Origin of the sequence: Lederbergia citri, from assembly GCF_018343625.1 — a bacterium.
Taxonomy (GTDB): Bacteria; Bacillota; Bacilli; order Bacillales; family Bacillaceae_C; genus Lederbergia; species Lederbergia citri.
Genome location: NZ_JAGYPG010000002.1, coordinates 1,151,834 through 1,176,886 on the forward strand (window position 1 = coordinate 1,151,834; position 25,053 = coordinate 1,176,886).

A 25,053-nucleotide genomic window follows, 5' to 3' on the forward strand; every position below is an offset into this window, starting at 1 on the left:
ATTTCAACCATTATGAGGTGGAGAACATGAATTTTTTCGCAAGTGTATTAATTATTATAGGCTTTTTTCTTATTGTAATTGTTCTGTTCGGGCTCATTGTCTCCATTTTATTTTTATTAGTGTTCGACCGAAATCAGAAAATGCATTCCATTTTAAGAAATTATCCTTTTCTTGGCAGGGTTCGATATTTTTTAGAAAAAATTGGTCCGGAATTTCGTCAATATTGGTTTAATAGCGATACAGAAGGAAGGCCTTTTTCCAGGAATGATTATGAACATATCGTTAAAAGCGCGAAATATAAACGTGATGTAGTAGGATTCGGTTCTAAACGTGATTTTGAAGAAGAAGGTTATTATGTTCGAAATGACATGTTCCCAATGCTTAACGAAGAAATGAAGATGGATGAAAACACACTTGCGCTAACAAAAAGATATTTATTAATCAAAGACCCTCTCTTTACCCAAAGAGAGGAAAAATGGGAAGAGGATGAATCGTCCGCTTATTTATTACATAATGACGATGCGGTTGTCATTGGTCCAAATACTGAGCACCCATTTGTACTCAAAGGACTTATTGGAATGTCTGCGATGAGCTATGGAGCTCTAGGAAAAAATGCTATAACCGCATTATCAAAAGGATTGGCCATTGCGAAAGGAACCTGGATGAATACAGGTGAAGGCGGATTATCTCCCTATCATTTGGAGGGTGGGGTTGATATCATTATGCAAATTGGACCGGCTTTATTCGGAATTAGAGATGGAAACGGAGATCTAGACTGGGACGAATTAAAAAGAAAAAGCGAAATTTCTCAAATAAAAGCGTTTGAACTGAAATTAGCCCAAGGAGCAAAAACCCGTGGCGGCCATATAGACGCTGAAAAGGTCAATCCGGAAATTGCAGATATTCGAAAGGTCGTGCCATACAAATCCGTTGATAGCCCGAACCGCTTTCACCAGTTTGATAATGTGCCCGCAATGTGTGACTTTATAGAAAAGATACGTTCTCATACAGGAAAACCAGTTGGAATCAAGATTGTTGTTGGCAGTAACGATAGTGCTGAAGAGCTTGCCAAGTATATGAAAGAAACTGGAAAAGGTCCCGATTTTATTACAGTAGATGGAGGCGAAGGAGGAACAGGAGCTTCGTATCAAGAGCTAATTGATAGCGTAGGCTTACCTCTTAAATCTGCTCTTTCCATCCTTGTATGTACTCTAAAAAAATATGGCGTACGAGATCGTGTGAAAATTATCGCGTCTGGAAAACTTTTTACACCTGACCGAATAGCGGTTGCTCTTGCAATGGGAGCTGATTTAATTAATATCGCACGTGGATTTATGATTTCTGTTGGCTGCATTCAAACATTAAAATGCCAATCGAATACATGTCCTGTCGGAGTCGCTACGACCGATCCTGATTTACAGAAGGCTTTGGTGATTGATGAAAAAAAATATCGTGTTGCAAATTATTTGATCACATTACGAAAAGGATTATTCCGGATTTCTGCAGCTGCAGGATTAGATTCACCTGTCCACTTTTCCCCTAAAAATATTATGTATAAAGATGATAAGGGAATTGTCTATTCTTTAGAGAGCATTTTGAAAGACATTCAAAAACAAATTGTGTGAGTGCCAGCATCGAAACAATACCGAACAATTAGAATTGTCTAAATGCCTGGTCCTACATAGAAGGAAACTATTTATCAATACGGGCTAGATAGTGCGAAAATAGAGGCTTTATTATTGACGCACAGTTTCAACAGCTTGAAAGAACCGCTGTCAGCGATTCTTTCAAGCACTCTCCTACATTAAGCTCTTTTCCAGTTCCCGTCGACATGCACGCCCGCATCTGCCAAAAGATTCAAAACTGGGCATCTTCTTTCCACTTCAGCTTTCAACGCTTCTATTCTCTCTTCGCTTTCTTCTGTGTTGAACACGACATCGAATTGAACTGATTGGAAATGGGGAGAAACACCTTCCACTCCTTGCAAACCGCGGAGATCCAGCGTTCCTTCGTTCTTGAAATCAACACCAGAATAAGAAAAGTTCTGTTCTTTTGCAATCAATGCAATCATGACAGAAGCACAGCTTGATAGTCCTGCAAGTACCAATTCCACCGGAGTTGGTCCTTCATCTGTGCCGCCAAAATTTACTGGTTCATCAACCGTGATTTTTTCAAAATCCCTGATTGTAATTGACGTTTGCAAACCGTGGTTCCATTTTCCTTCTGTTCCCACTTTCAACAATTGAGCTGTTGCCATTTAAAAACACTCCATTTCATTTTTAATAGTACTTTTTTGTTTTACTCCGTATGAAGTTTCTTGTAGCCTATAGCTGCTTTTCTCCGTTCCTTCAACTCTTTTATTCCCCGATATACAAGAAAAAGACCTCTTTACAATAAGAGGTCTCTGCTTTTAATAAGTGATTTAAGCTTAACCTCTTATATATCAGACTTAAAAAAATCTGCTGGAATTGGCACCGTTTGAATAAAAATATTATTCAATGGTTGCCGAGGCTTCACTGGGCCAGTCCCTCCGCCTCTCTTCATAAGAGTTATGAAATATGAAATTTTGATATGAACATTATTTTATTCTGAAAAATCCCAATTGTCAATTGAATTTTTTATTTTTTGTAAATGAATTTCATCTTCTCCGTTTCCTTCACTTACACATAAATTTCAGCAAACAAGAATAGGTCGTATGCAAACTAATTCACGTTGCGGAAAAGGTTATTCCATATTTCAGTAGCAGCTGGACAGGATTCACCGTTCTTTTTTCTCCTAAAAACGCTATGTATAAAGATGATAAAGGTGTTGTCCTTTCTTTAGAGAGCATTTTGAAAAACATTCAAAATCAAATTGAAGTAAGTTGAAAAACGAAAAGGGTGACTAATTAATCTATTAGACACCCTTAAAATTACTTCATAATTACCTTCATTAACAAATCTACCTCGTGAATCCAGTAATTTTCATCTGTTTGTGCTTCTTGTAACATTAGTCCAGTGATAATAGAGAAGTAACAAAACAATAGCTTATTAGGGGCACCTTCGCAAAATTGTCCCATCTCTTGCCCTTCGATAAATAATGGAATTAGTAGTTGGATTGGATTTTCCTTAGAAAATTGTTCTAGCAATTGCTGCGCCTGCTCAGGAACTTCATCCGATGCTGTTGCCTGCTGGATGAGCATGAAAAATTGCTTATTATTATCCTCAAGCATATTTTTCGTTAAAGTCCTCATTTTTTCTATTGGAGTCCCCGACAAATGATTAATCTGTTCCATTGAATTTTTGGCTTCTTCTAACGCATCTTGAATTAATGTAATGAAAAGTTCTTCTTTTGATTTAAAATATCGATAAGATAAACCCTGACTGATCCCTGCTTCTGCCGCAATCATGCTCATCTTCGTCCCTATAATTCCTCGCCGTGCAAATACTTTTAATGCTGCTTTTTTAATTTGCTCAATCCGTTGTATGTGTAGCAGTTCTAACTGCTGTTCATTTAATGGTGTCATAAGATCATGACCCTCCGTAATTGTAATTCAGCCAATGCTCTTCCCAGAAATAGTTTACTTTTATACTAACCTTTTATCAATGTCTGTCTCTCACTGATCTCCCACAACCGTTTTGCAATATTTCGATCCTTGGCAATTTCCGTTGGACTTTCAATTTTTTTTTCCGCATAGTAAAAACCTGTTTGATGGCTTACTTCTTCTGTTTCTGCTAACCATACCATTGTTTCGGCCCCTTTTTCAGGAGTGCGGGAAAACATTCTCATCACAGCCATCGTCAAGCGTGCCATCTTGCCATTGTTTTGATTGAAATTCGTATCGACTAATCCTGGGTCAAAGCAATAGGTAGTAACCCCTGTGCCTTTTAGCTGTTGACCGAGCTCGGATGTGAAAAATATATTCGCAAGCTTTGACTGTCCATAGCGAAGGGTTGGGCCGCCCATTAACTTTTTCATTGGTTTGTATAGTTGTTCTGCCTGCAAATCATTAAAGTCTATCCCCTTTCTAGCCATTTTATGGCCGTGTGAAGAGGTCGTTATAATTCGAGCAGGGGCACTTTCCTTCAACCGCTCTAGAAGAAGAGTTGTAAGAAGGAACGGTCCTAAATGATTCACAGCCCAAGTCATTTCTTGACCGTCATCTGTAACTTGATGATTCTCAAACAGTGCCCCAGCGTTGTTAATCAGGACATCAACTCTTGGACAATTTGATAAGATCTCCGTTGCTACCTTGCGAATAGATTGCTGCGAAGACATATCCGCTAAGAACACATCAATCACGATCTTCTCCTTCGTTGACCCTTTAATTTGTTTTACTACTTCATTTGCCTTAGCTTCGTTTCGAGCAATGATTCCTAGATTTGCACCCCGATTCGCCAAAATCTTAGCGGCTGCAAGACCAATACCACTTGTTGCACCTGTTATCACTACATATTTTCCTCGTATATTCCATTCAGAATCTGTTAGTCTTTTATCCATTCTAATTCCATCTCCTATCTTTGGATGAATGAATCATTCATTTATAAATTAAACAAATTATATCTCCAATATTTTTTATTGTCTATAGTTTTTTTTAAAAATTTTTTACTTTTTTTCAATCACAAAAGCCAAGCCCTACAAGGCCTGGCTATATTATTCGACATGTTCATGTAATGTTACACTTTCAATATAATTAATGAATCTCCTTAATTCCCTAGCTTGCTCCATACTGATTTCTCCTGACTGATACAACTCATGAATCTTTGAGCGCTCCACGTCCATTACTTTTATACGAAGTTCTTCTTTTTGTTCTTCTATTTTTTCGTTGTAGCGGACAGAAGGCTTTTCTAATTGCTCAATCATTCTTTTATAATCAAGAATCACTGCATAAACGATTTCATTTTTTTCCATGCCTTTTGCGGTCTCTTCTAACGTTTTTAGAGCTGCTTGGAATGCTTTTAACTGAATTTGCTTGGCTAAATGTAATGTAGCACGATCATTTTTTCTTTTATGTGATCTGTAACGTTTTAAACCCCTAATCGCTAATCCAATGAGAAAAGTAAATCTAGATTGGACATTATTCGAAAGAACTTCTTCCCTATGGTTAAGTGATTTTTCGAATGATTCAAAGACCTCTTCGTCCATTCTGTTTTTACCCATAATGTCTTCAATATATTTTCTTTCGGCCTTCAAAGCCAACAATCGTATTTCTGCCATTTTTTGTTGGTCATCAATTGTTTCATCTATTGTCTTTCGTCTTGGATGAATTCGTTGAAACTTGATCTTGTATTCATTCATTAATTCATAAGCAGCCGATTTGTTTTCTTCTTTCATTTCTTGCCGAATAGTTTGAATCGCCGCAAGCAAAATTTTTCTTCTAGCATTCGTTAAATCCTTTTCAGTCGCTTCTGTCGGAGTGTCTTTACTTAAAAGCGGCAAAAATATCGTTGCAACAATTAATGTAAAAAGGATGACGCCGGCAGCTAGAAAAAGAATTAAAGAGCGCTCTGGGAATTCACTTCCATTCATGATGAAGTAAGGAATGGAGAGAACGCCCGCCATTGTGACTGCTCCACGAACACCTGTTAAACTTATAAATAGGCTTGTCTTTAAATTGGGTGTTACGGAGTCATTTAACTTATTGTGACGATAAGTAGAATACGCAAATAAATAAGACCACATAAAACGAATGCCTAATATAACAAAACCAATCAAAATAACGTATAGAACGGCTAAGCCATTACCTATATCCGGATTCTCGACAGTGGCCGCCATTGAAGAAGGAATATTTAGACCTAATAAAATAAATACGATTCCGTTTAAAACAAAAAGTACTATCGTCCAGATATTTTCGGTAAGGACCTGTTCTTCAGCGTTCATCGTTTCTGTCCGCTCTCTAATTAGAGTATGTACAATCCCCCCCATAACAACAGCAATTACTCCGGAGGCATGAAAAAATTCTTCTGCTATCATATAAATTAGGAATGGAGCGATAATTTGCAGTAATGAGTGGAATGTCACATCATGAATCCCTTGTTTTCGAAGCGTAAAACGGATCCACATGATGAGCAAACTAAGAATGACGCCAAATAGAGCACCTGCTAAAAACATGTATATAAAATCAACCGTAGCTTTTGATAATGAAAAATAACCCGTCACAACCGCCGCCACAGCATAGTTAAATGCTACTAATCCGGAAGCATCATTGATTAAAGACTCGCCTCGAACGAGATTTAATACCCTCTCTGGAATATGAATTCGTTTCGCAATACCATTAACTGCTACGGGATCTGTCGGCGATAAAATAGCGGCTAAAGCAAAAGAAGCAGCAAGCGGAATACTAGGAATCAACCAATGAATAAAAAGACCACCGCCAATGGTTGTTAAAAGCACAAGGACAATAGCGTTGCCAAAGATAGGAGCTCTCATTTTCCACAATTCCTCGCGGGGATAATGCCTGCCATCGTTATATAGTAGCGGGGCTACAAATAATAGTAAAAACCATTCTGTTTCAATGGTGAAAGACAGATCCTTTAAGAAAAATGCGAGTATTATTCCAAAAGCAATTTGCGTTAAGGCAGTAGGAATGAAAGGGATATAATGGCTGATGACATTCGATATTAATACGCAAACTAGCAATAATAGAACGATGACTAATATTTCCACTTTCCCACTCCTTTCTGAGGAAGTTTCTATACTATGTATACCCAACTTAACAAAACCCTTCCTAAAAATTTTTCAGGAAGGGTAAACTAATATTTATTATTTTATTTCAAATAGCGGCAGATATTCCAAATAAACGATATCCTCTCGATCTTTTGCATCACCTTCAGCGAGAATAGCGGCTTTAGCAGCAACAATAGCACCCGCTTCTTCCACCAGCTGTTCCAAGGCACGAAGCGATTCTCCTGTACTAATTACATCATCAACTAATGCTACGCGTTTTCCTTTTATATACTCTGCATCTGTACCATCAAGGCATAGCAACTGCTCTTTTTGAGTCGTAATAGAAGTAACTTTGTTAACGAGAGGTGCATCCATATAAGGTTTCACGTTTTTTCGAGCTACGATATAGCGGGACATTCCAAGTTGCTTTGACAGTTCATAAACAAATGGGATTCCCTTCGCTTCTGCGGTAACAAGTACATCAACCTCTGGTAATTTTGCTGCTAGTAGTGGTGCTGATTTGCTAACAATTTCAGTATCGCCGAGAATGACAAAGCTCGCTATGCTCAAGGTATCTGAAATAGGTATAATAGGTAATTCCCGTGTCACGTCTCCGATTTGTAAAGTATATGTTTTCATTTAAAATCCTCCATCAAAATCCGAATACGTTCATTAAAAATTGTACAACTACGCCTGAAAGCATGCCAAGAAACGGGTCCGTAATAGCTGTAACAATCATTGTGATAGCACCGATAATTCCTGAGCCCGCTCCTTCTCCCGTTAACGCAGTAATCGCATTACCCGGAAGTGTGACGATAGCACCTAACACAAAAAGGAAGCCTGCTATGGAAGCGCTCGGTACAAACTTTCCAATTTTCGGCAACAAACCTGTTAATAATATGACGGCCATCAGTACCATCATCAATACACCTGACCAAACAGCATGAGGAGCACTTGATGTAGCGGAAATAATAATTTCTACTGGTGCCCCGCCAAAAAAGGAAGAAACCATATCAGCGAAACTGCTAATAACTGTAAGCACATCAACATTAACGGCTTTGTTGGCAATTTCACCATTGATTTTACCAAAAGCAATGTTTGCCCCAATATTCAAGCAAACCATTGCTAGAGCACCACGTATTACGCTGGGATTCATAACCAATTTCTGACGAATAAAGCCATCTTTTATTGATTCCTGTTTCACCGTAGATTCAATCTTATTTTTTGAAAAAAAGTAACGAACGATACTTGAAACTATGACAGAAGCTGTAATGGTATACACTAAATCCTTCGTGGCAAAATAAACAATCAGTGCGCTTGCCATCGAAGTAGTTCCACTAATTTTATCGCTCTTTGCCATGTCCCAAGATACTTTTGAAAGCATAATTCCGACTCCGGCCATCATCCCTGTTGTAATGACGGGTCCAATCCAAGTGATCAAAGACTCTAGAAACCCAAAAAGGCCGATTATGAGCAGAATGGCTCCGCCAAAAAAGATCATCGATAATCTTTCGCGCATACTTCTACCCATTGTACCAGCCAATGTAATCGTCTCTGCTTGATATGAAATTACTGCAACATTACTTGTTGCGGCATTCCCAACTGCACCAATTAAAAATGCGGCGGCGGTCGGAATGGTTGCAAATCCAAAAGTCATTGCTAATAAACCTTGCGGGAGTCCATTTAACACTCCACTTAATGCAGCCAAAATATCCTTCCAAATTTCCATGTTGATCCCCTCTCATCACACCATCACTACGGAATACAACTCATATGAGAAGTATAGATGAATGGGACTTTTAGAAAAGAGCAAGCTCGTCGTATGAGCTACAGGGACTCACAATAAATGACGAAGACACGATAATCGGTGGCGCATTCTCATAAGGAAAGTCTCGTAGTTTACGAGTCTATACAGCTTGTACTAGTCTATAAAAAGTCGTTATAAAAGAAATGAGAGAACATCCTGATAGATGAAATCATGTCCTTTTATCCATAGAAGAGCAATTATGGTTGCTCCGTAGAAACTCCTAAACCAGATTATTAGGATTATATGGATGGGTGTTTGTTGTATTTTTTTTGGCAAAATAAAAATATCACAAAAAAAAGACATGTACAATCATTTTTTTAGGCATTGACACAACTGGCCGGTCCTAATATGTAAATTACATTGAAATTTTATAGACTACTTTGCAAATACGTTCTTCCACTTCTCTGTGTGCACCTACTAGATGGGTATCCTCAGGGAAGCAAATAAGGGCATAACCTTTTTGTAAATAACCGCAAAATTTATTGTCTGATACAACATCACCAAAGAAAATATCACTTTCTTGATCGTATTCCGTTATGTTCGTTAGTTCTTGAACATTTGCAACCTCTACATACTCCATTCCCTCTAAAACAATATGAATATCAATATATTTTTTGTGTGCCTCATATCTTTTTTCATCCAAAACAGTGGTTGTAAATGCGATTTTATTTTTTTGATAATCATCCGATACATTCTCATCTTCTATTAGACCTTCAGTAATATCTTGAATGGCACTATTTAATTTTTGATTGTTAAAAATATACCGCCCTAAGTTCTCTAACTTATCGTATATCATGCTAGCATTTCCTCTCTAAAACAATTTCTAAGTAATTGATGATGTTTAAATAAAATTACACCATTAAACCGTGCAAACCACCTAACAGGGTAAAGATAACAAGATGATCACCAATAGCAATGATGAATGATTTTTTATTTATTAAGCCAAACAGTGTGTTTTTCAAATAAACAAGTGAAATGATCAAACCTACCATAAAGCCTATTGTTAAACCTTCTACAATACCTGATCCAGATGCTTGGACAATGGTGGCCATAAAAAATGAACTGATAAACGCTATGATAACTGAAACAACATACTTAACTGGACCACTGTCTTGATTTCCTTTTTTGTTAGAAAGTAAAATTGAATAATAAACCGCTCCATATATCATATACAAGAATCCGCCAATAATAATCGCTATGTAATTTAATCCATTCCAATCAATTAACATGTACACCCTCCTAATTTATTTAGCTTCCTTTAATGTCTCCATTCGTCATTAATCCTCAATTCGGAAATGCTGATACCTTTGTAGGTTTTATATACGAACTTTGGAAACACCATTGTTATTCCTCATGATTTTCAGTATAGCTGTTAACCATAATGTCTTCTACTAAAAATTTCACCTATAAGTTAAGTTTTTTTCCTATTTGCTCGGAAATTGATGCTCAATCCTTATCATCAAAAAATTCATGTTCTAAAGTAATATTCTTTGTAATAGATAGCACTCCGAAAGAAAACTGCTTTTGTCTACGCTTATCTGTAGGAGAACCTGGATTAAAAAGTGTTATGTTACCTACCTTCTTCATTAATGGTATATGGGAATGCCCGAAAATCAGAAGATCAATCTGTTCATCCTTAAATATTTCCAAAGCCCTTCTCTCGGTTGTTTTTCCTTTCCCATCGCCATGTGTTAATCCGATTGTGATCGATCCTAATGTTAAAATCTTCTTTTTACCGAAGAAATTTTGTAAATCCTCACCATCTATATTCCCTGCCACACCTTCTATTGGAGCATATTCTCTCAATTTTTCATATACCTCGAATGTTTGCCAGTCACCTGCATGAATGATCAAATCGGCATTTTCAAGCTCTTCGACTAATCTTACAGGAAGTTTTTTTGCCATCCTTGGCATATGGGTGTCAGCTGTAATAACAATTTTCAATTTTATCACCCCACTTTTTTAAGTTTGTTCTTTATAGCATTTGTAATTAGCGAAATATTTTTTCGTAAAATAGATTCTTAATTACTCACTCTTACTCTACTGTATACTTAACATAAAGAAAATCCTTTCCCCGATTGGAAAGGATTTTTGCCTATATGCCTAAACGATTTGTCGGTCCCAGTGGCGATGTATTGAAATGGCTTCGACCAAATCATGAGCCAATTGATGAATATTATCGCTTGTCACTACTCCTGGGCTGTTCAGCATTTTTTCTTTAAAGAATTTTGTTCCTTCATGTGTAGCACCTATCGACTTATAATGTTTAAACGCTTCTTCAATAAAATAGGTAACATCCTGACTAAACTTTACGTTTTCTCCATATCCTCCAACGATATATAAAGCGTCCAATAAAACTGGATCAGTAGTTAAAAAGGTTTGATCAACCATCAATTCTGTCCCATCAGAGGCCTTCAAAGTTCCGAATTTTTCACTTATTATCTCGATTTGTATACCTGCTGCTTTTAAAACATCTAATACAGCCATTGTTTCGGTCCCGCTAAAATCTTTCCCAATGATTACACCCACTTTACGAGTATAAGGTGTTTTCTTTGTATTTAATTGGCTTAATGCTGGTGATGACTTTGTTATATTCGATTTTTTAGCTCCTGGAGGTGTTACACCAATCGCATCGGCAACCGCTGCTGCCATTTCAGCGTTAACATTGGAAAACATATCGACTACTTGTTGGCGGACAGAAAAGCTCATTACTTTTCCTAACTCGAATGAGAATGCATCAATAATATGCATCTGCTCTGGCTGACTCATACTATTCCAAAACATTGTTGCTTGGGAGAAATGATCCTTAAAGCTATCACTTCTTCTCCGCACTTTATGCCCTTCAATTTTTTCCTGATAATGAACAAATCCACCCTCTACACCGCTTACTGGCTTAGGTGTATTGTTTGCCAATGAATTATTATGATAGCTGACTTGACCTTTATTGATCGTTTGACGTCCATATCCATCACGTTGATTGTTATGAAATGGACAGACGGGACGATTGATGGGCAGTTCATGAAAGTTAGGACCGCCAAGGCGAATTAATTGTGTATCAGTATAAGAAAATAATCGACCTTGCAACAAAGGATCGTTTGTAAAATCAATACCCGGTACAATATGACCTGGATGAAAGGCAACTTGTTCGGTTTCCGCAAATACATTATCTACGTTGCGATTTAAGGTCATTTTTCCGATGATTCTCACAGGTATATCTTCTTCTGGCCATATTTTTGTAGGGTCTAGTATATCAAAATCGAATGAAAACTCCTCTGCCTCATCGATGAGTTGGACACCTAATTCAAATTCCACATATTGCCCCATTTCTATCGCTTCCCATAGATCACGTCGGTGAAAATCGGGATCCTTACCCGATATTTTTTGTGCTTCATCCCAGACGAGAGAATGGACACCTAAAACAGGCTTCCAATGGAATTTTACAAAGTGAGCTTTTCCTTGATCATTAACGAATCGGAACGTGTGGACACCGAACCCTTCCATCATCCGAAAACTTCTTGGGATGGCGCGGTCTGACATGTGCCACATGACCATATGGGCTGATTCTTGATTATTTGCGACAAAATCCCAAAACGTATCATGTGCAGATGCAGCCTGAGGCATTTCATTATGCGGTTCAGGTTTTACAGCATGGATTAAATCAGGAAACTTAATTGCATCCTGAATAAAAAAGACTGGAATATTATTACCTACTAGATCGAAATTTCCTTCTTCCGTATAAAATTTTGTAGCAAAGCCACGAACATCCCTAACTGTTTCTGCTGAACCACGTGAACCTGCAACAGTTGAAAAGCGAACAAATACTGGCGTTTTTACTAAAGGATCTTGTAAAAATTTCGCACTTGTATATTCCTTCATAGATTCGTATAATTCAAACTCGCCATGAGCCGCAAAACCGCGAGCATGAACTACTCGTTCCGGTATTCTCTCGTGGTCAAAGTGGGTCATTTTTTCACGGAAATGAAAATCCTCCATTAATGTCGGACCACGTTCACCTGCTTTTAAAGAAAATTCATCCTCCGATAATTTTAGCCCTTGATTGGTCGTCATTTCTTTTCCTTGGTCATTGGAGCGAAACTGTTCCAATTGCTCCTGCTTCTTGTTTTCATTTCCTTTCCTATTTTCGTTCATGATAGACCTCCCAATAGGTATTAAGTAAAACACAGTACAATTTTCTGTTACCCTATTGGAATCGGAGCAAACTAATATTTTAATTCTATATACTAGGTCAAAAATCCATTATTTTCATTTATTGGGGGATGGCTGTTACTATTTTCCGATGCAATTGGGAGAAATATTGTCGATCCAGATGGAATTTCAGCCGGTATTATGGTGATATCGGTGCTCCTTACTTCATGTATTTACTTTTGAAAAAATAAAAATGCACTCTTTAAAAGGTGCATTTTTTATGTTAAGGCTTAGCTATTATGAGCTACTAGCGAATGACAATCCTTTTTCTGCAAGAGCCTGACGAATTTGCTCTATTGCTCTTGGTCCCATTCCGTGCAGCCTCAAAAGTTCCGCTTCTGTAACTTTAGTTAATTGCTCCAGCCGTTCGTACCCAGCACCTGCTAGTGCCCGCCTTGCTGGTTTGGCTATTCCTTTGAGGGAGTCAAATTCATTCATGATTTTCTCCTTCCTTCTTTTATTCATCTTTACCTTTATATTGGATATAGCTTAGAATAATTCCTCTTTGTTTATATGCAAAAAACCCATCGATTCAATTCATCGACGGGTTCTACTATTAAAAATGAGCACGATACATCTCTTCCCAATTTTGAAGAAGTATATTTTCAATCTTTTTATCTCTTTCCGATTTTGCCCTAACAAAAGAATAAAATGATTTTATAAGCATGAGCAATTCCGCGTAGTTAAACGAAAGCGGATTCCAACCATTTAGCCACATTTTTATAATATTAGTAGACATCGTTAAGGAATGAGCTAACGTAAGCATGCTGTTAAGTTTATAATCACGTTTAAAATCGACGTTTGTTGTAGGTTTCGTCATCCAGTGATAGCCTCGAATAATCATTTCGACAGAAAGAGGCGTTAGAGACATGACGAGAAAATGATTGAAGTTATATCCTCCAACGGAATACATGCGCTCTGCAAGTTCATTCAGTTTCATATTTCTTATCGTACCCATGTCATTTATCTCGAAAGGAGTGTCTAACGTGATGGCTTGTGTTAGTGAAAAAAATGGTGGTACGACTCCTTTTGGAGTACCAATATCCGTAATGAAGTGAGCTAATGTTTTCGTGATCGATAAAAATAGATTCGTCCCTCCAAAATTAGGATTATCCAATACAGCCAATTTTCCGCTTTGATCAAATACCGAAATCGTCCCATTCATACAATCCAAAACACCAAAAATCAGTTGCAGCACAGGATCATGTCCTGGTGTTTTCAACCTATGAAGATTGGCGTTCATTTTGATTGGTCCTTCTTCGCTTATAATTCGATCAAAGGCTTTCACATTAACTGCGTCGTACGGCGTTTTCGCCCAGCTTTCTAATTTTCTAATCGCTGCATTATTTTCTGGATTCAAATAAGAATCCATCATTTTGTTAACCCATTTTCCTGCCGCGCTTTTTTGAGACTGAGGAACATATTTATCTGCCGCGCCTGCTGGCATTTTGACAACTAGCAAATCTACTAAAAAACCAACAAGGGCAGCTAGTCCTACTATTGTATAATCCCATTTTGTCCAACGAGTATCTCCAAATTCTTGATAAAATTTATTTTCTATCTCCCTAATTTGTTGGGCTGATAAGAGTTGCTTAATTGGATCAATGTTCAAATCCAATTCATATTTATCCATATATGAATCAATGTTTTTCTCATATTCATCCCAATTTGCACCGTTAACAATCGGAAGCGGCTCAAAGGTTGGAAGTTTGATTTTGGCCATTTCATCACTTGATAATTGAATAGAACCGGATACATTGAAACCCTCTGTATCCAAATCCTTTAGATTGATCCCGAGTGAGGCAAAGAGCTGGTTCATTTGTTCATCTGCCTCATCCAGCTTCGTTTTTAGGGCTGCATTTCCCTCTTTCAATTCACTTCCAACTGCTTGTACATCGCTTAAAGTTTTCGATATTCTTTTTATTTGGTCATCTTGGACAATTAATGCTTTCTCAAATTTTTTCATAGATTAATCCTTTTGCTCCAATACTGCCTGTAAATCAATGCCTTTTTCTTGAAGGGTTTTTAATGCCTTCGTAAAAATACTCAACTCTTTCCCAAGCTTTTCTAGTCTTTGTTTGTTAACTTCTTGTTCAAGAGCAATTTCAACTACTTTCTCTGCAAAGAAATTTACGTCCTCAGCTAAATTGTTAATTGTTTTTTGGTTGTTTTTAATAATCTCTTGGATAAAAAATTCACGTTTCTGCGTTTTCGAACGCTCACTGCCACCTGTCAGCCATTGAATGCCTTTGTATACACCGACTCCAGCAATAACGACAACGCCAATGCCCGTTACCATGGAAGATAATCCGAGAACACCGCCAAGACCAAGTGCAGCCAACCCGGATGTAAGTCCTGCTGCACTCAATCCGACAACACTGCCGCTCATATAGATTGCAGCAATTGGTACACCTACCGAAGCAGCTCTTGCAGACAATTCTTTCGCATTTTTAATGATTTGATCGTCTTTCACTTCTCCGCGCATTATTTTTTCATCATTTTTAATTCCTTGTTCAATGACGGTAATCTGACTTTCATCAATATCATATCGTTCTGCTAGATTAACAATAGACTCAACTTCCAACGCAGGAGTATCAGTTCCTTTCGCCCGATGGACACGAATCATATCTTTAACTAATGAGATTTTCAAAGCATTTTCGCTTCCGCGTGGAATATTAACAATCATTCTTTCTAGCAATTCATCAATAGATAGCGAAGGTTCCGCCACATAAGAACGGATTTGATGACGCAACTCTGCATCAAAGTTCAATTGCGCCATGAGCGTCTGGATTTCAGAAAGCGACTTCGCATCAATTTCATCATTTTCATTCATGACAAATTGGACGATAGCTTTGACGTAGTTTAGTTTTACATCTTCATGCATATCTTCTAAAATCATGATTTTATCTGTTTCATCAATCAAGTCTTGATCCTTCGATTCAATCACCTTTTGTAAAAATAAATATAGTTGCTCGCCATCCACGTATAGATTGTTAACAGCAAAGGTGATCCTTTCATCGCCAACTTCAATATGTAACGTATAGTTAATTTTGTCAGGCTTGTTTTTTCTCGGAACCGCAACCTCTTCCATTTCTACTTTCGTGATCGTATTAAAATTAATATATGTAGGCTTTACAAGAATTTCTTTATAGTAAAATCCCGCCTTTGTAATAAGGAAACCATCCTTTGCACTACCAAAAGTAGTACCATCATAAAGAGCAACGACATTCGTTGCATTGATTCCTTCTCCATATGATTGAAGCGCATTTTGCAGCTTCTTCTCTGGTATGTCCGGCTTCACATAAGCTTTTCCCATTTCTCCTACTAGCTTTGGTGCAAAGTCTGAAATGATGTCGATAAAATTCTGTGTGTCTGTAGATGTTAGTGTCACTTTTTATTCCCCCAAATTTTCAAAAACTTTTATCCCATATTTAGGATAAAACATTCTTTAACTCTGGTAAATGATTGATTGATAAGATAACCTACTTAACCGTTATACTTTGATAAAAACGTGGAAAGTTCCGCATCAGATTGAAATTTAAAGGAATATCCATAGGTAATTGGATTTTTACCGGTATTTTTTCTCAGTAAAGGTATTTATCAATTTTTCCATTATAATTCCCCTTTTAACTGACCAAGTTAGTTATCTAATAAAATACGACCAAAATGTATAATTCCTACTGTCACGGATTATAAGGATCAATCCCCTCTAAATGTTTAAATATTACATTCGGATTGTTTGGCATTTTATATCCTACCGACCATCCTCCGTATTCTTCTTTACTTTTTTCATTTAAGAAATTCGGGTCGGTACGATAGGTCACTATTAGCGCGAATTCCTTTGTATCATAAAAATGTTCGATAGTTGCAATCATTTGATTGATAGCTTCTTGTTGCTCTGGTATATTCAACGGAACTTCAGACCATATTTGAAGTGTACCTGCTTTCAGAATATCACTTTTCCCATTAGGAAAAGATCCATAATCACCACTACCTTTAATAAAGTAACCCTCAAAAGCCATTGTTTTATACGCTCTATTTAGCATATCGTTTTCTCCGATTGACTTAGATTCATCTACAAATTGTTTATTCGTTTTTGAAAGCTCTAAAATCGTATTAATATTGCCAGCATACAATGCATCAGAAACATTTTGGATATACGAATAATCACCTAAACCATATCCAAACGATTGAGGGATAAGGATTTTTTCATCTTGTCCTCCTGTTGACACATCAGAAAAACTAATAAATATAGGTACGGTCGGGAATCTTTTCTTTATTTCTTCCAATATTTCTTCTTCTTTTTTAGTATTTCTGTTTCCACTACCAATATCGAAAACGGCCTGGATAAGCTCTCCTTCATAGAAAACACCAGCTGGTACAAATATACTAATCTCTGGGAATTTGTCGTGTATCTCGTCGATTTCCTGACCAGTCATAATAAACTTCTTCTCGGTAACATTTACATAACCAAAATCCATCAAAGGATAGTGTTCGTGTGCAGCAAATGGATCTTCACTTAAAGGATAGAAGCCACTTATGTCCGCATAAATATCTACTCCCACCTTTTCCGGATTAATTCCGTACGTACGAAACGTCTTTTCATTTATCAAAGAATCATTTTTATTTTCATTCGGTTCATTTACCTGTATGTTAGATTCTTCTCCGCTTCCGATTTCATTTTTATTATCCACTGGTGGATTCCCTGCTAGCTCTTTAAAGGCAAAAGAACCAATTGCGTAGGAACCTATAACAAATACCATTACGGTCAAAATGGCAGGGACCATTTTATTGAAGGGATTATTTGAAGCACGAATTTCTCTTTTATTTAAACGTTGCAATATTCTTTTTTTGCTATCTTCGTTAAATGGGTTATTCTCAAAGACTTCATGTTCTAACGATTCTTTAATCCAATTGTTAGACTTGTCCATAGTATTCATTACCCCCTTCAAGCTTTGCTTTCAATAAATTTCTCCCTCTTCGCAAGCGACTTCTAACTGTAGAATTACTCATATCTAGTAATCTACTAATTTCTTCTGTATTTAGATCGTTATAGTAATATAAAATAATAATTTCACGGTATTTAATTGGTAAATCCATAATTGATTGTGCTAATTGTTCTGCATTAATATTTTTGTAATATTCATCCTCAGTTGATGATTCCGTATCTTTTACAAATAACTGGATTTTATCGGTAATAACTGATCTTTTTTTATAACTGCTTTTTAGGACATCCTTACATTTATTCGCTGTGATGCTGTATAACCACGTTTTGATAGAGGAAATTCCTTTATATCCATCAATTTTTTTATACACAATAATAAAGACCTCCTGGACCACTTCTTCCGCCTCTCCCCAGTCCTTCAAATATGTGTAAGCAAAGCTGGTCATGCCCTTTCCATATGTATCTATGAGTTCTTCAGCGATTCTCATCCGTTCTTCATGACTCAAAGTATCTTTCTTCATAAAATTAAACATCGAATGCCTCTCAACCTCCCCTGATACTTTGACGACACACTAATCATTATCGACGCAAGCATCTTACAAAAAATTCTTTAAATGAAAATGATTTGGAATTCTTATTAACTACTTATATCGATCCATCTCTGAATAATATAATTATGTACATTTTGATAATATCATGTAGATTCCTTATCCTATAAACGGATGAAACTTTCTCTTATTTTCACGAAAAAAAACGTTAGACAAGACAATAGATTATCTCATCTAACGTATAGACCACCAAAGTAGCATCCATATACATCATCCAGCAGCAGTTAATCCCTCACCAATTATCATATTCTGCTTGGAATACAACTCTTTATAATACCCATTTCTTCTAAGCAAGCTTTGATGGTTACCCTTTTCAACGATTTCACCTTTTTTCACAACAAAAATCATATCTGCATTAACAATTGTAGAAAGCCTATGGGCAATCATGATAATTGTTTTATCTTTCTCGAATTGGCTGATTGATTCTTGAACAAGCTTTTCACTTTCATTATCTAGTGCGCTCGTTGCTTCATCTAAAATAATGAGAGAAGGATTTTTTAAAAATACACGTGCAAGGGCAATTCGCTGTTTCTGACCGCCAGATAGCTTAATTCCTCTTTCACCAATTTCTGTATCATATTGTTGTGGTAATTCTGAAATAAAATCATGAGCGAATGCTTTTTTGGCAGCAGCGATGATTTCCTCATCCGTCGCATCCAATTTTGCCATTTTAATATTATCTTTAATCGAGGTGCTGTATAAGAAATTATCCTGTGTCACAATCCCCATATGCTCTCTAAGACTGGCAATCGAGTAATCTTTAATATTCACTCCATCTATTAACACTTCACCCTTATTCGCATCATACATTCTTAGCAACAGTTGCAGAATGGTGCTCTTTCCGCCGCCGCTTTCGCCGACAAATGCATATGTTTTTCCCTTTTCTAATGTCAATGACATGTTTTTAATGATTTCATTTTTTCCGTCATAGGAAAAGGATACATTGTCTAGGTGAATAGCTTGATGAAATTGCTTTAAATCTATTGGCTTTTCACTTTCTGTAATAGCAGATGGTGTAAGGAAAAAGTCGAAGATCCTTTTAAGGGCGACATTTCCTTCTACGATTGCTGGATAGGCATTCACCAAGGCTGCAACAGGACTTCTCATTTTATCCACATACGCGAAAAATGCAATCAAACTACCAATTGTTAAGCTTCCATCTATCACATATAGACTTGCGACTATCGCTACGATAAACGGTGTCATATCACTTAGAACATTAACAGAAGCTAGCATGATTGCATTTACTCTAGCATGCTTATCTGTTAAATGATCGAAATGGGTTAAATGTTCATCCAATTGTTCCTTGTCACGCTTTTCCGCAGCAAATAATTTAGATAGAAAGGCACCCTGAATTTTTTCAAAAATAAACCCATACATTACCGACCGATACTTCATCATGTTTCGGGTGGATCTTTTAAATTTTTTAGATAAAAGATGAGCTAAAACAAATTGAAAACCGACTAACAGAACCGATAAAACGGCTAGCTTCACATTAAGAGTGACCATCACAGTGATAACAAAAAGCAGCACAATCATTTCAATCCAGATGTTCCCAAACATCGCAGTCAAAAAGCCTCTCACCTTTTCAATATCATCGAAAAAGCGAGTTCCGATTTCTCCACTTTTATTATCTACAAAATACTTTGCATCTAAGGAATGAACCTTTTGAAAAGCATCCTTCCGAAGCTGTTTAATAATATTATTGTTTGCCTTATGAATACAAAACTGCCGTACATATTCCATAGGGGTGCGTAGGAAAAGAAACACAATAATCATTCCTGCTGAAATGTATAAAAGTTGTTCGAGCATTTCCGTTCGGCTCAACGCTTCATTTTGCAGCAATTGATCAAATATATACTTCAAAATTAATGGAACAAAAAGTGGAATCAGGAATCTAAATATACTTCCAATAAATCCGATAAGATACAATTTGCTAACCTGTTTCACATATGGCATAAATAATTGATAGTTGTTCATCGTCCGTACTCCTTTCAATCTCTATTGATTGATGTCATTGTACGGCGATTTCAGTCCTTCCTAACCGCAGTATTTATGAATTTTCCCCGCACAGTTTTTGAGTCATACCGCAAGTTTTTGTGGTAAGAACGCAAAAAAATCTACCAAAATGGTAGATTTTTAGAATTTGAAATAATCACTTCTACTAATTTGATTCTATATGGTGAGCTAAATATTCTGCATCGTCTCCTACCCCTAATAAAAGGGCGGATCCTCTGCGATGTTGCCACGGAAGACCTAGAAAGTATAGGCCAGTGTTTTCTGTAATTCCCCTATTATGTTTTATATTGCCATTCCCATCAAAAAGGTTAGGGATATCTATCCACGAGTAATCTTTATTAAAACCAGTTGCCCAAATAACATTTTGCACTTTTAATGTTGATAAGTCTTCAAACTGAATTACATTTTCCTTAATAGACTTTGTTCTAGTTTTTAATTGAACTTCATTATTTTTGATTCTCTCTTTTAACTCAAAGCCAAATATTGGATCTGGTTTGTCTTTAAATTTTTTTCCGATAAAGGAGTCTCCGTTCGCCTTTAATAGCCCTATTTTCTCACACCACCAAAAGAAGCTCTTTTTACCAATTGATAAAGGGAGAAAGCGAATTTTATGACCAATGGATAAGTATGTGTCGTGCGAATCTGATAGTTCAACAGCAATTTGTGCACCAGAATTTCCGCCTCCAACAACTAAGACAGAGCCTCGATTTAATTGTGATGGATTTTTATATTCAGAAGAATGAAGCTGAACAACGTTTTTAGGAAGGTCTTTTGCAAATGATGGGATTCTAGGAGTATGAAAAGGACCTGTTGCGATGATTACTTTTTTAGACTTTATTTTAGAGTCATTTGTAACAATATGATATTCATTATTTTCTTTCCGAACCTTCGTCACCTTACATTTTACTTGAATAGGCAAATTAAACGTTTTAGCATATCTTTCAAGGTAATCAGCAATTTCGTTTTTCGTGGGGAAACCTGAAGGATCACCATCCAACGCCAAGCCGGGTAATGAACTATATAACCGCGGGGTAAATAAGACTAGAGAGTCATACCTTTTTCGCCAAGCATCACCAACTGATTCATTGCTATCAAGAATCATAAAAGATAAGTGCGTTTTCCTTAAGTAATAACCCATGGCCAATCCCGCCTGGCCACCACCAATAACAACTACATCATATACCATAAACTCTCTCCTACCACATTAAGTCCAGCCAACTCTTCTATCGCAAATGAAACCATGAGTACTCTATTTATAAAAAAGCATTTGCTATTTTAGTAGTTGTTCAAACTTGTTCATTAATATTTTTGTATCATAGAAATATATTAAACATTACGTATCCACATATTCAACCTATTTGAATAAATATATCTTTCTAAAAAATTCCAATTAACAGTCTGTTTTTTAAAAGGAATGTTTTTTTAGGAGGTACATCCCCACCTTTATTTGACCACATCCACGCCTGATCAGCCTTTCGCTGGCGTTCACGTTCTTCAAGCTTCATTAATTTTTCTTCAACATAGAGATTATTCACGGTTACCACCCTCCCTCGTACCATCCTTCGTTTTGGGCGGAAATTTCATTCCGCCCCTTAGCTTTGTATAATAATTTCTTAATTACTCGTATCTCAATGCTTCACTTAATTTTGTTTTTGCAGCTCTTGAGGCGGGAGCAAAACTAGAAATCAAGCTAACAGAAAGTCCAAACAAAGTAGTTGCAAAGATGATGCCCCATGAGATTCCAAAATCAAAAGTGAGTGAACTTACTTCCAAAAACGTGGAAGTAATATAGATTAAAAGAATTCCAAACAGGGAGCCGATAATTGTCGCCGCTAGCCCGATACCTAAACCTTCCAGTAGAATCATGCCAACTATTTGCCTGCGTGACACACCAACTGCACGCATCATCCCAATTTCACGAATCCGTTCCATTACACTAATCAATAATGTATTGGTGATTCCAATCCCTGAAACTATGATGGCTAAGACGACAAGTCCGTTTATAATCGTGAATGATCCTGTAAAAGTCGCTTTAATTACGGCTACCCAATCTTCCGGTCCAAACATTTCTTCAATTCTTTCTCCAAACTGATCAAAAATTCTTTTCCTTAATTCCAGCGGACTTGTATCCTCATCTTTTATGACAAGGGCATTTCTTTCATATTTAAGTCCAAAACTCTCTTTAAAGGCTTCTTCTTTCATAAAAGCCCCGTAGCCGCTGTTTTTCATCGAGTCGACAATGCCAACAACCTTATAAGCTTTTAATCCTTGAAGTGTATCGAGTAGAATGCTTTCTCCGAATGTACCTCCCCACACATCGTAGGAAATTTTATCTAAAAGGATTTCATCTGACTGTAATTGCTTTATTCGCTCACTGTTACTCATATCTGGAGAAGTAAACAATGAGAAACGATCAATCCATTCCTCGCCAACCCCATAAACCGGCAGTTTACGTTTTTGGTCGCCGAGGCTCCAGATAACGGATTGCATAGAATAAGTGATTGCCCCGTCAACACCCTCAATATTCTTTAAGGTTTCTAAATCCTCTTTTTCAACATGGTGAAACATGATATCTAAATTTCCTCCATACGATGAATAGATCACTTTTTCATATGTTTGTAAAAGAGCAGAATTCAATGAACTCATTAGTATAATCATCGTAATTCCTAAACAAAGAATGACTGATGTCATAGAAGTACGGCCTAAATTCCGGTTTAAATTATTTGCAGCCAATTCACCAGAGAAGCGGAATAATGGTTTATAAACCACTTTCTTTAGGAAAAATTCAAATAGCTTAAACAAATATGGAAAAACGAAAATGATCCCTATCATCAACGGTACAATCAAAAGTAAATGTTTAATAAAAAACCCGGATGCGATCAACAAAATTCCTATAAAGGCCAGCCACTTACTCGGCTTAAAAGCTGTAGCGCGATTTTCTTTTACTACCTCAATGACACTTACGTTAACTGCCTGGCGCATCGGATACAATGCAGCAAGAATGGGAACAAGCAAACCGGCAAGAGCAGAAAGTATTAAGCCTTTCATCAATACCATTCCGCCTTCATAGACGCTATATATTAAGAAGATAAGGGATTTTAATCCAAGTCCAAATGCGTATCCGAGCAATAACCCAATCGTTGTTCCCAAAATGGAAATCAGTATAACCTCAGCTAAAACCATTGCTCTTATGTCGGAAGGTGTATACCCCACGGTTTTTAATACAGCAAATTCATTTTTGCGTTCTTTCATACTTACATAGAAAGAATGGAAAATGATAAAAGCACTAAGGACGATACCTAGAAATCCCGCAATATAAAGAGCTAGAAAGAACGAATCAAGCGTTTTGAATGTTGATTCAAAGTCGATCACGACAGGTTGCATATAGATTCCATCGTAATTTTTAACGAATTGTTCTAGTTGGCTCTCTACAGTTTTCAATGTAGATACGTCTTTTACTTTGACTTGGATATTGTCAATTTTTCCTGGAAGACGATACCAATCCTGTACAACCTTTAACGGAACAGCTACCGACCATGGGTGATAGTTTGCCATCGACCAGCTTGATGGTCCCATAAGTTCAACCGTATATTTGACGATGGCTGATACTTTAATGCTTTGTATTCCGGAATCTGTTTTGAAGGAAATCGTATCTCCTACATTGACTTTCCATACTCTAGCTGTTCGATCCGTGATGACAGCTCCACCGTTATTCAGACTCCCTTCAACGACTTTAAAACCCGTAACAGGAGTATCTAAATCGCTATATCCGCTGAGAACGACTCTTTTTTGAATGGGGGATTTGTTCGCCCCTTCGATTTCAATATTCGTATTTTCTTTTAACACCGCAATGGATGACATACTTTCTAATTTCTTTATATCTTGATGAACCTCTTCTGAAAAATACGCCTCTGTCCCGTTAATATTAAAATCCGCTTTCCCAAAAGCATTTTTTAAGAAAATCGGGAATGCTTTTTCGGCAGAGTCAACAGCAGCAACGACGGCAAATGTAGATGCTACCCCAATAACAATTGACACAATCATTAGAAAGCTTCGGAGCTTTCTTCGCATTAAGTTACGCCATGCTACTAGCCAATGGTTCATTTCTAGCCACTCCCTTTCTGCGATCCTGTACAATTTCGCCATCCGAGATTAAGATTATGCGATCTGCTACCTTAGCAGCCTGCTCGTCATGAGTCACTATCACAATCGTTATTTTTTCTTCCTTATTCAACTTGGAAAGTAATTGCAAAATATCAGTGCCATTTTTCTGATCTAGATTTCCGGTAGGCTCATCTGCCAAAATTAATTGAGGCTTCATAGCAAGTGCTCTCGCAATGGCTACCCGTTGTTGCTGACCTCCGCTTAGCTGGGACGGAAACTGTGATTCCTTCCCTTCCAGGTTTACATCCTTCATCAGCTGCTTAACTCGATGTAAAATCTCATCTTTAGGAGTTTTATTAGCTGATAGGGCGAGTGCAATATTTTCGGCAACGGTCATCATAGGCAGCAGTTGATAGTTTTGAAAGACAAACCCTACCTTTGTTCGACGGAAAAGCGTTCGTTCTTTTTCATTCAATTTGTTTAAATGAACACCATCAACAATCATTTCTCCTGTTGTCGGTAAGTCCAACCCACCCATTAATTGCAAGAGTGTACTTTTCCCAGATCCACTAGGACCCATAATGGCTACGAACTCACCATTTTTGATGTGGACATTGTTATGTTTTAGTGCAAAAAAATCACCGGACTCTAAAGAATACACCTTTGATACGTCTTGAATCGAAATCATAAAAATACCTCCGTTTTTCATTTTTTAACGT

The 25,053-nt window shown here is 37.0% G+C and carries 21 protein-coding genes, 1 pseudogene and 2 riboswitches; of the genes and pseudogenes, 2 read left to right on the top strand and 20 right to left on the bottom strand.

Features of this window, described 5'->3' with window-relative positions:
- Nucleotides 1–26 precede the first annotated feature (26 nt).
- A complete protein-coding gene (locus KHA97_RS14205; RefSeq protein ID WP_213125366.1) occupies nucleotides 27–1,625 on the top strand; it encodes an FMN-binding glutamate synthase family protein in 1,599 nt (532 codons plus the stop codon).
- Between the two features lie 179 nt (nucleotides 1,626–1,804).
- Here the strand turns inward: KHA97_RS14205 and KHA97_RS14210 are convergent, their stop codons facing one another.
- From KHA97_RS14210 to KHA97_RS14255, 10 genes are all read right to left on the bottom strand, one after another.
- Nucleotides 1,805–2,257 (bottom strand): OsmC family protein, encoded by a 453-nt coding sequence (locus KHA97_RS14210; protein WP_213125367.1) that lies wholly within the window; start codon nucleotides 2,255–2,257, stop codon nucleotides 1,805–1,807.
- Between the two features lie 176 nt (nucleotides 2,258–2,433).
- Nucleotides 2,434–2,549, bottom strand: a riboswitch (SAM riboswitch).
- Nucleotides 2,550–2,911: 362 nt separating this feature from the next.
- Nucleotides 2,912–3,505 carry a TetR/AcrR family transcriptional regulator gene (locus tag KHA97_RS14215; protein WP_213125368.1) on the bottom strand — a complete coding sequence of 198 codons (594 nt, stop codon included), beginning with the start codon at nucleotides 3,503–3,505 and terminating at the stop codon, nucleotides 2,912–2,914.
- Between the two features lie 65 nt (nucleotides 3,506–3,570).
- Nucleotides 3,571–4,479: an SDR family oxidoreductase gene (locus tag KHA97_RS14220; protein WP_213125369.1), complete on the bottom strand. Its 909-nt coding sequence runs from the start codon at nucleotides 4,477–4,479 to the stop codon at nucleotides 3,571–3,573.
- Between the two features lie 153 nt (nucleotides 4,480–4,632).
- On the bottom strand, nucleotides 4,633–6,645 hold the full coding sequence (locus KHA97_RS14225) for a Na+/H+ antiporter (protein ID WP_213125370.1): 2,013 nt from the start codon (nucleotides 6,643–6,645) through the stop codon (nucleotides 4,633–4,635).
- Between the two features lie 96 nt (nucleotides 6,646–6,741).
- A complete protein-coding gene (locus tag KHA97_RS14230; protein ID WP_213125371.1) occupies nucleotides 6,742–7,284 on the bottom strand; it encodes a phosphoribosyltransferase family protein in 543 nt (180 codons plus the stop codon).
- Nucleotides 7,285–7,297: 13 nt separating this feature from the next.
- Nucleotides 7,298–8,374 (bottom strand): NCS2 family permease, encoded by a 1,077-nt coding sequence (locus KHA97_RS14235; RefSeq protein WP_213125372.1) that lies wholly within the window; start codon nucleotides 8,372–8,374, stop codon nucleotides 7,298–7,300.
- Between the two features lie 244 nt (nucleotides 8,375–8,618).
- Nucleotides 8,619–8,719, bottom strand: a riboswitch (purine riboswitch).
- Nucleotides 8,720–8,807: 88 nt separating this feature from the next.
- Complete coding sequence (locus KHA97_RS14240; protein WP_213125373.1) at nucleotides 8,808–9,248, bottom strand: YhcH/YjgK/YiaL family protein; 441 nt, start codon at nucleotides 9,246–9,248, stop codon at nucleotides 8,808–8,810.
- Nucleotides 9,249–9,303: 55 nt separating this feature from the next.
- Nucleotides 9,304–9,681, bottom strand: coding sequence for a DUF1761 domain-containing protein (locus KHA97_RS14245; protein ID WP_213125374.1), 378 nt, complete (start codon nucleotides 9,679–9,681; stop codon nucleotides 9,304–9,306).
- A gap of 217 nt (nucleotides 9,682–9,898) precedes the next feature.
- Nucleotides 9,899–10,396: a metallophosphoesterase family protein gene (locus KHA97_RS14250; protein ID WP_213125375.1), complete on the bottom strand. Its 498-nt coding sequence runs from the start codon at nucleotides 10,394–10,396 to the stop codon at nucleotides 9,899–9,901.
- Nucleotides 10,397–10,555: 159 nt separating this feature from the next.
- The gene (locus tag KHA97_RS14255; protein ID WP_213125376.1) at nucleotides 10,556–12,601 is read right to left on the bottom strand and encodes a catalase; all 2,046 of its coding nucleotides are present in this window, start codon (nucleotides 12,599–12,601) and stop codon (nucleotides 10,556–10,558) included.
- A 120-nt stretch (nucleotides 12,602–12,721) separates the two neighbouring features.
- On the opposite strand from KHA97_RS14255, the pseudogene KHA97_RS24055 reads away from it, so the two are divergent.
- Nucleotides 12,722–12,849 (top strand): annotated as a pseudogene (locus KHA97_RS24055) (iron chelate uptake ABC transporter family permease subunit); the annotation flags it as partial.
- A 46-nt stretch (nucleotides 12,850–12,895) separates the two neighbouring features.
- Here KHA97_RS24055 and KHA97_RS14260 read toward each other — a convergent pair.
- The 10 genes from KHA97_RS14260 to KHA97_RS14305 form a co-directional block, all read right to left on the bottom strand.
- Nucleotides 12,896–13,123, bottom strand: a complete 228-nt coding sequence (locus tag KHA97_RS14260; RefSeq protein WP_233713482.1) for a helix-hairpin-helix domain-containing protein — start codon at nucleotides 13,121–13,123, stop codon at nucleotides 12,896–12,898.
- Between the two features lie 91 nt (nucleotides 13,124–13,214).
- Nucleotides 13,215–14,624, bottom strand: coding sequence for a hypothetical protein (locus tag KHA97_RS14265; RefSeq protein ID WP_213125377.1), 1,410 nt, complete (start codon nucleotides 14,622–14,624; stop codon nucleotides 13,215–13,217).
- Between the two features lie 3 nt (nucleotides 14,625–14,627).
- Nucleotides 14,628–16,049 carry a hypothetical protein gene (locus tag KHA97_RS14270; RefSeq protein ID WP_213125378.1) on the bottom strand — a complete coding sequence of 474 codons (1,422 nt, stop codon included), beginning with the start codon at nucleotides 16,047–16,049 and terminating at the stop codon, nucleotides 14,628–14,630.
- A gap of 292 nt (nucleotides 16,050–16,341) precedes the next feature.
- The gene (locus tag KHA97_RS14275; protein WP_213125379.1) at nucleotides 16,342–17,589 is read right to left on the bottom strand and encodes a hypothetical protein; all 1,248 of its coding nucleotides are present in this window, start codon (nucleotides 17,587–17,589) and stop codon (nucleotides 16,342–16,344) included.
- Complete coding sequence (locus KHA97_RS14280; RefSeq protein WP_213125380.1) at nucleotides 17,576–18,136, bottom strand: sigma-70 family RNA polymerase sigma factor; 561 nt, start codon at nucleotides 18,134–18,136, stop codon at nucleotides 17,576–17,578. The genes KHA97_RS14275 and KHA97_RS14280 overlap by 14 nt, the downstream gene beginning before the upstream one ends.
- A 285-nt stretch (nucleotides 18,137–18,421) precedes the next feature.
- Nucleotides 18,422–20,191, bottom strand: coding sequence for an ABC transporter ATP-binding protein (locus KHA97_RS14285; RefSeq protein ID WP_213125381.1), 1,770 nt, complete (start codon nucleotides 20,189–20,191; stop codon nucleotides 18,422–18,424).
- Nucleotides 20,192–20,375: 184 nt separating this feature from the next.
- Nucleotides 20,376–21,416 (bottom strand): flavin-containing monooxygenase, encoded by a 1,041-nt coding sequence (locus tag KHA97_RS14290; RefSeq protein ID WP_213125382.1) that lies wholly within the window; start codon nucleotides 21,414–21,416, stop codon nucleotides 20,376–20,378.
- A gap of 190 nt (nucleotides 21,417–21,606) precedes the next feature.
- A complete protein-coding gene (locus KHA97_RS14295) occupies nucleotides 21,607–21,765 on the bottom strand; it encodes a hypothetical protein (RefSeq protein WP_213125383.1) in 159 nt (52 codons plus the stop codon).
- Between the two features lie 82 nt (nucleotides 21,766–21,847).
- A complete protein-coding gene (locus KHA97_RS14300) occupies nucleotides 21,848–24,334 on the bottom strand; it encodes an FtsX-like permease family protein (protein ID WP_213125384.1) in 2,487 nt (828 codons plus the stop codon).
- Nucleotides 24,306–25,022, bottom strand: a complete 717-nt coding sequence (locus KHA97_RS14305; RefSeq protein ID WP_213125385.1) for an ABC transporter ATP-binding protein — start codon at nucleotides 25,020–25,022, stop codon at nucleotides 24,306–24,308. The genes KHA97_RS14300 and KHA97_RS14305 overlap by 29 nt, the downstream gene beginning before the upstream one ends.
- Nucleotides 25,023–25,053: the final 31 nt, after the last annotated feature.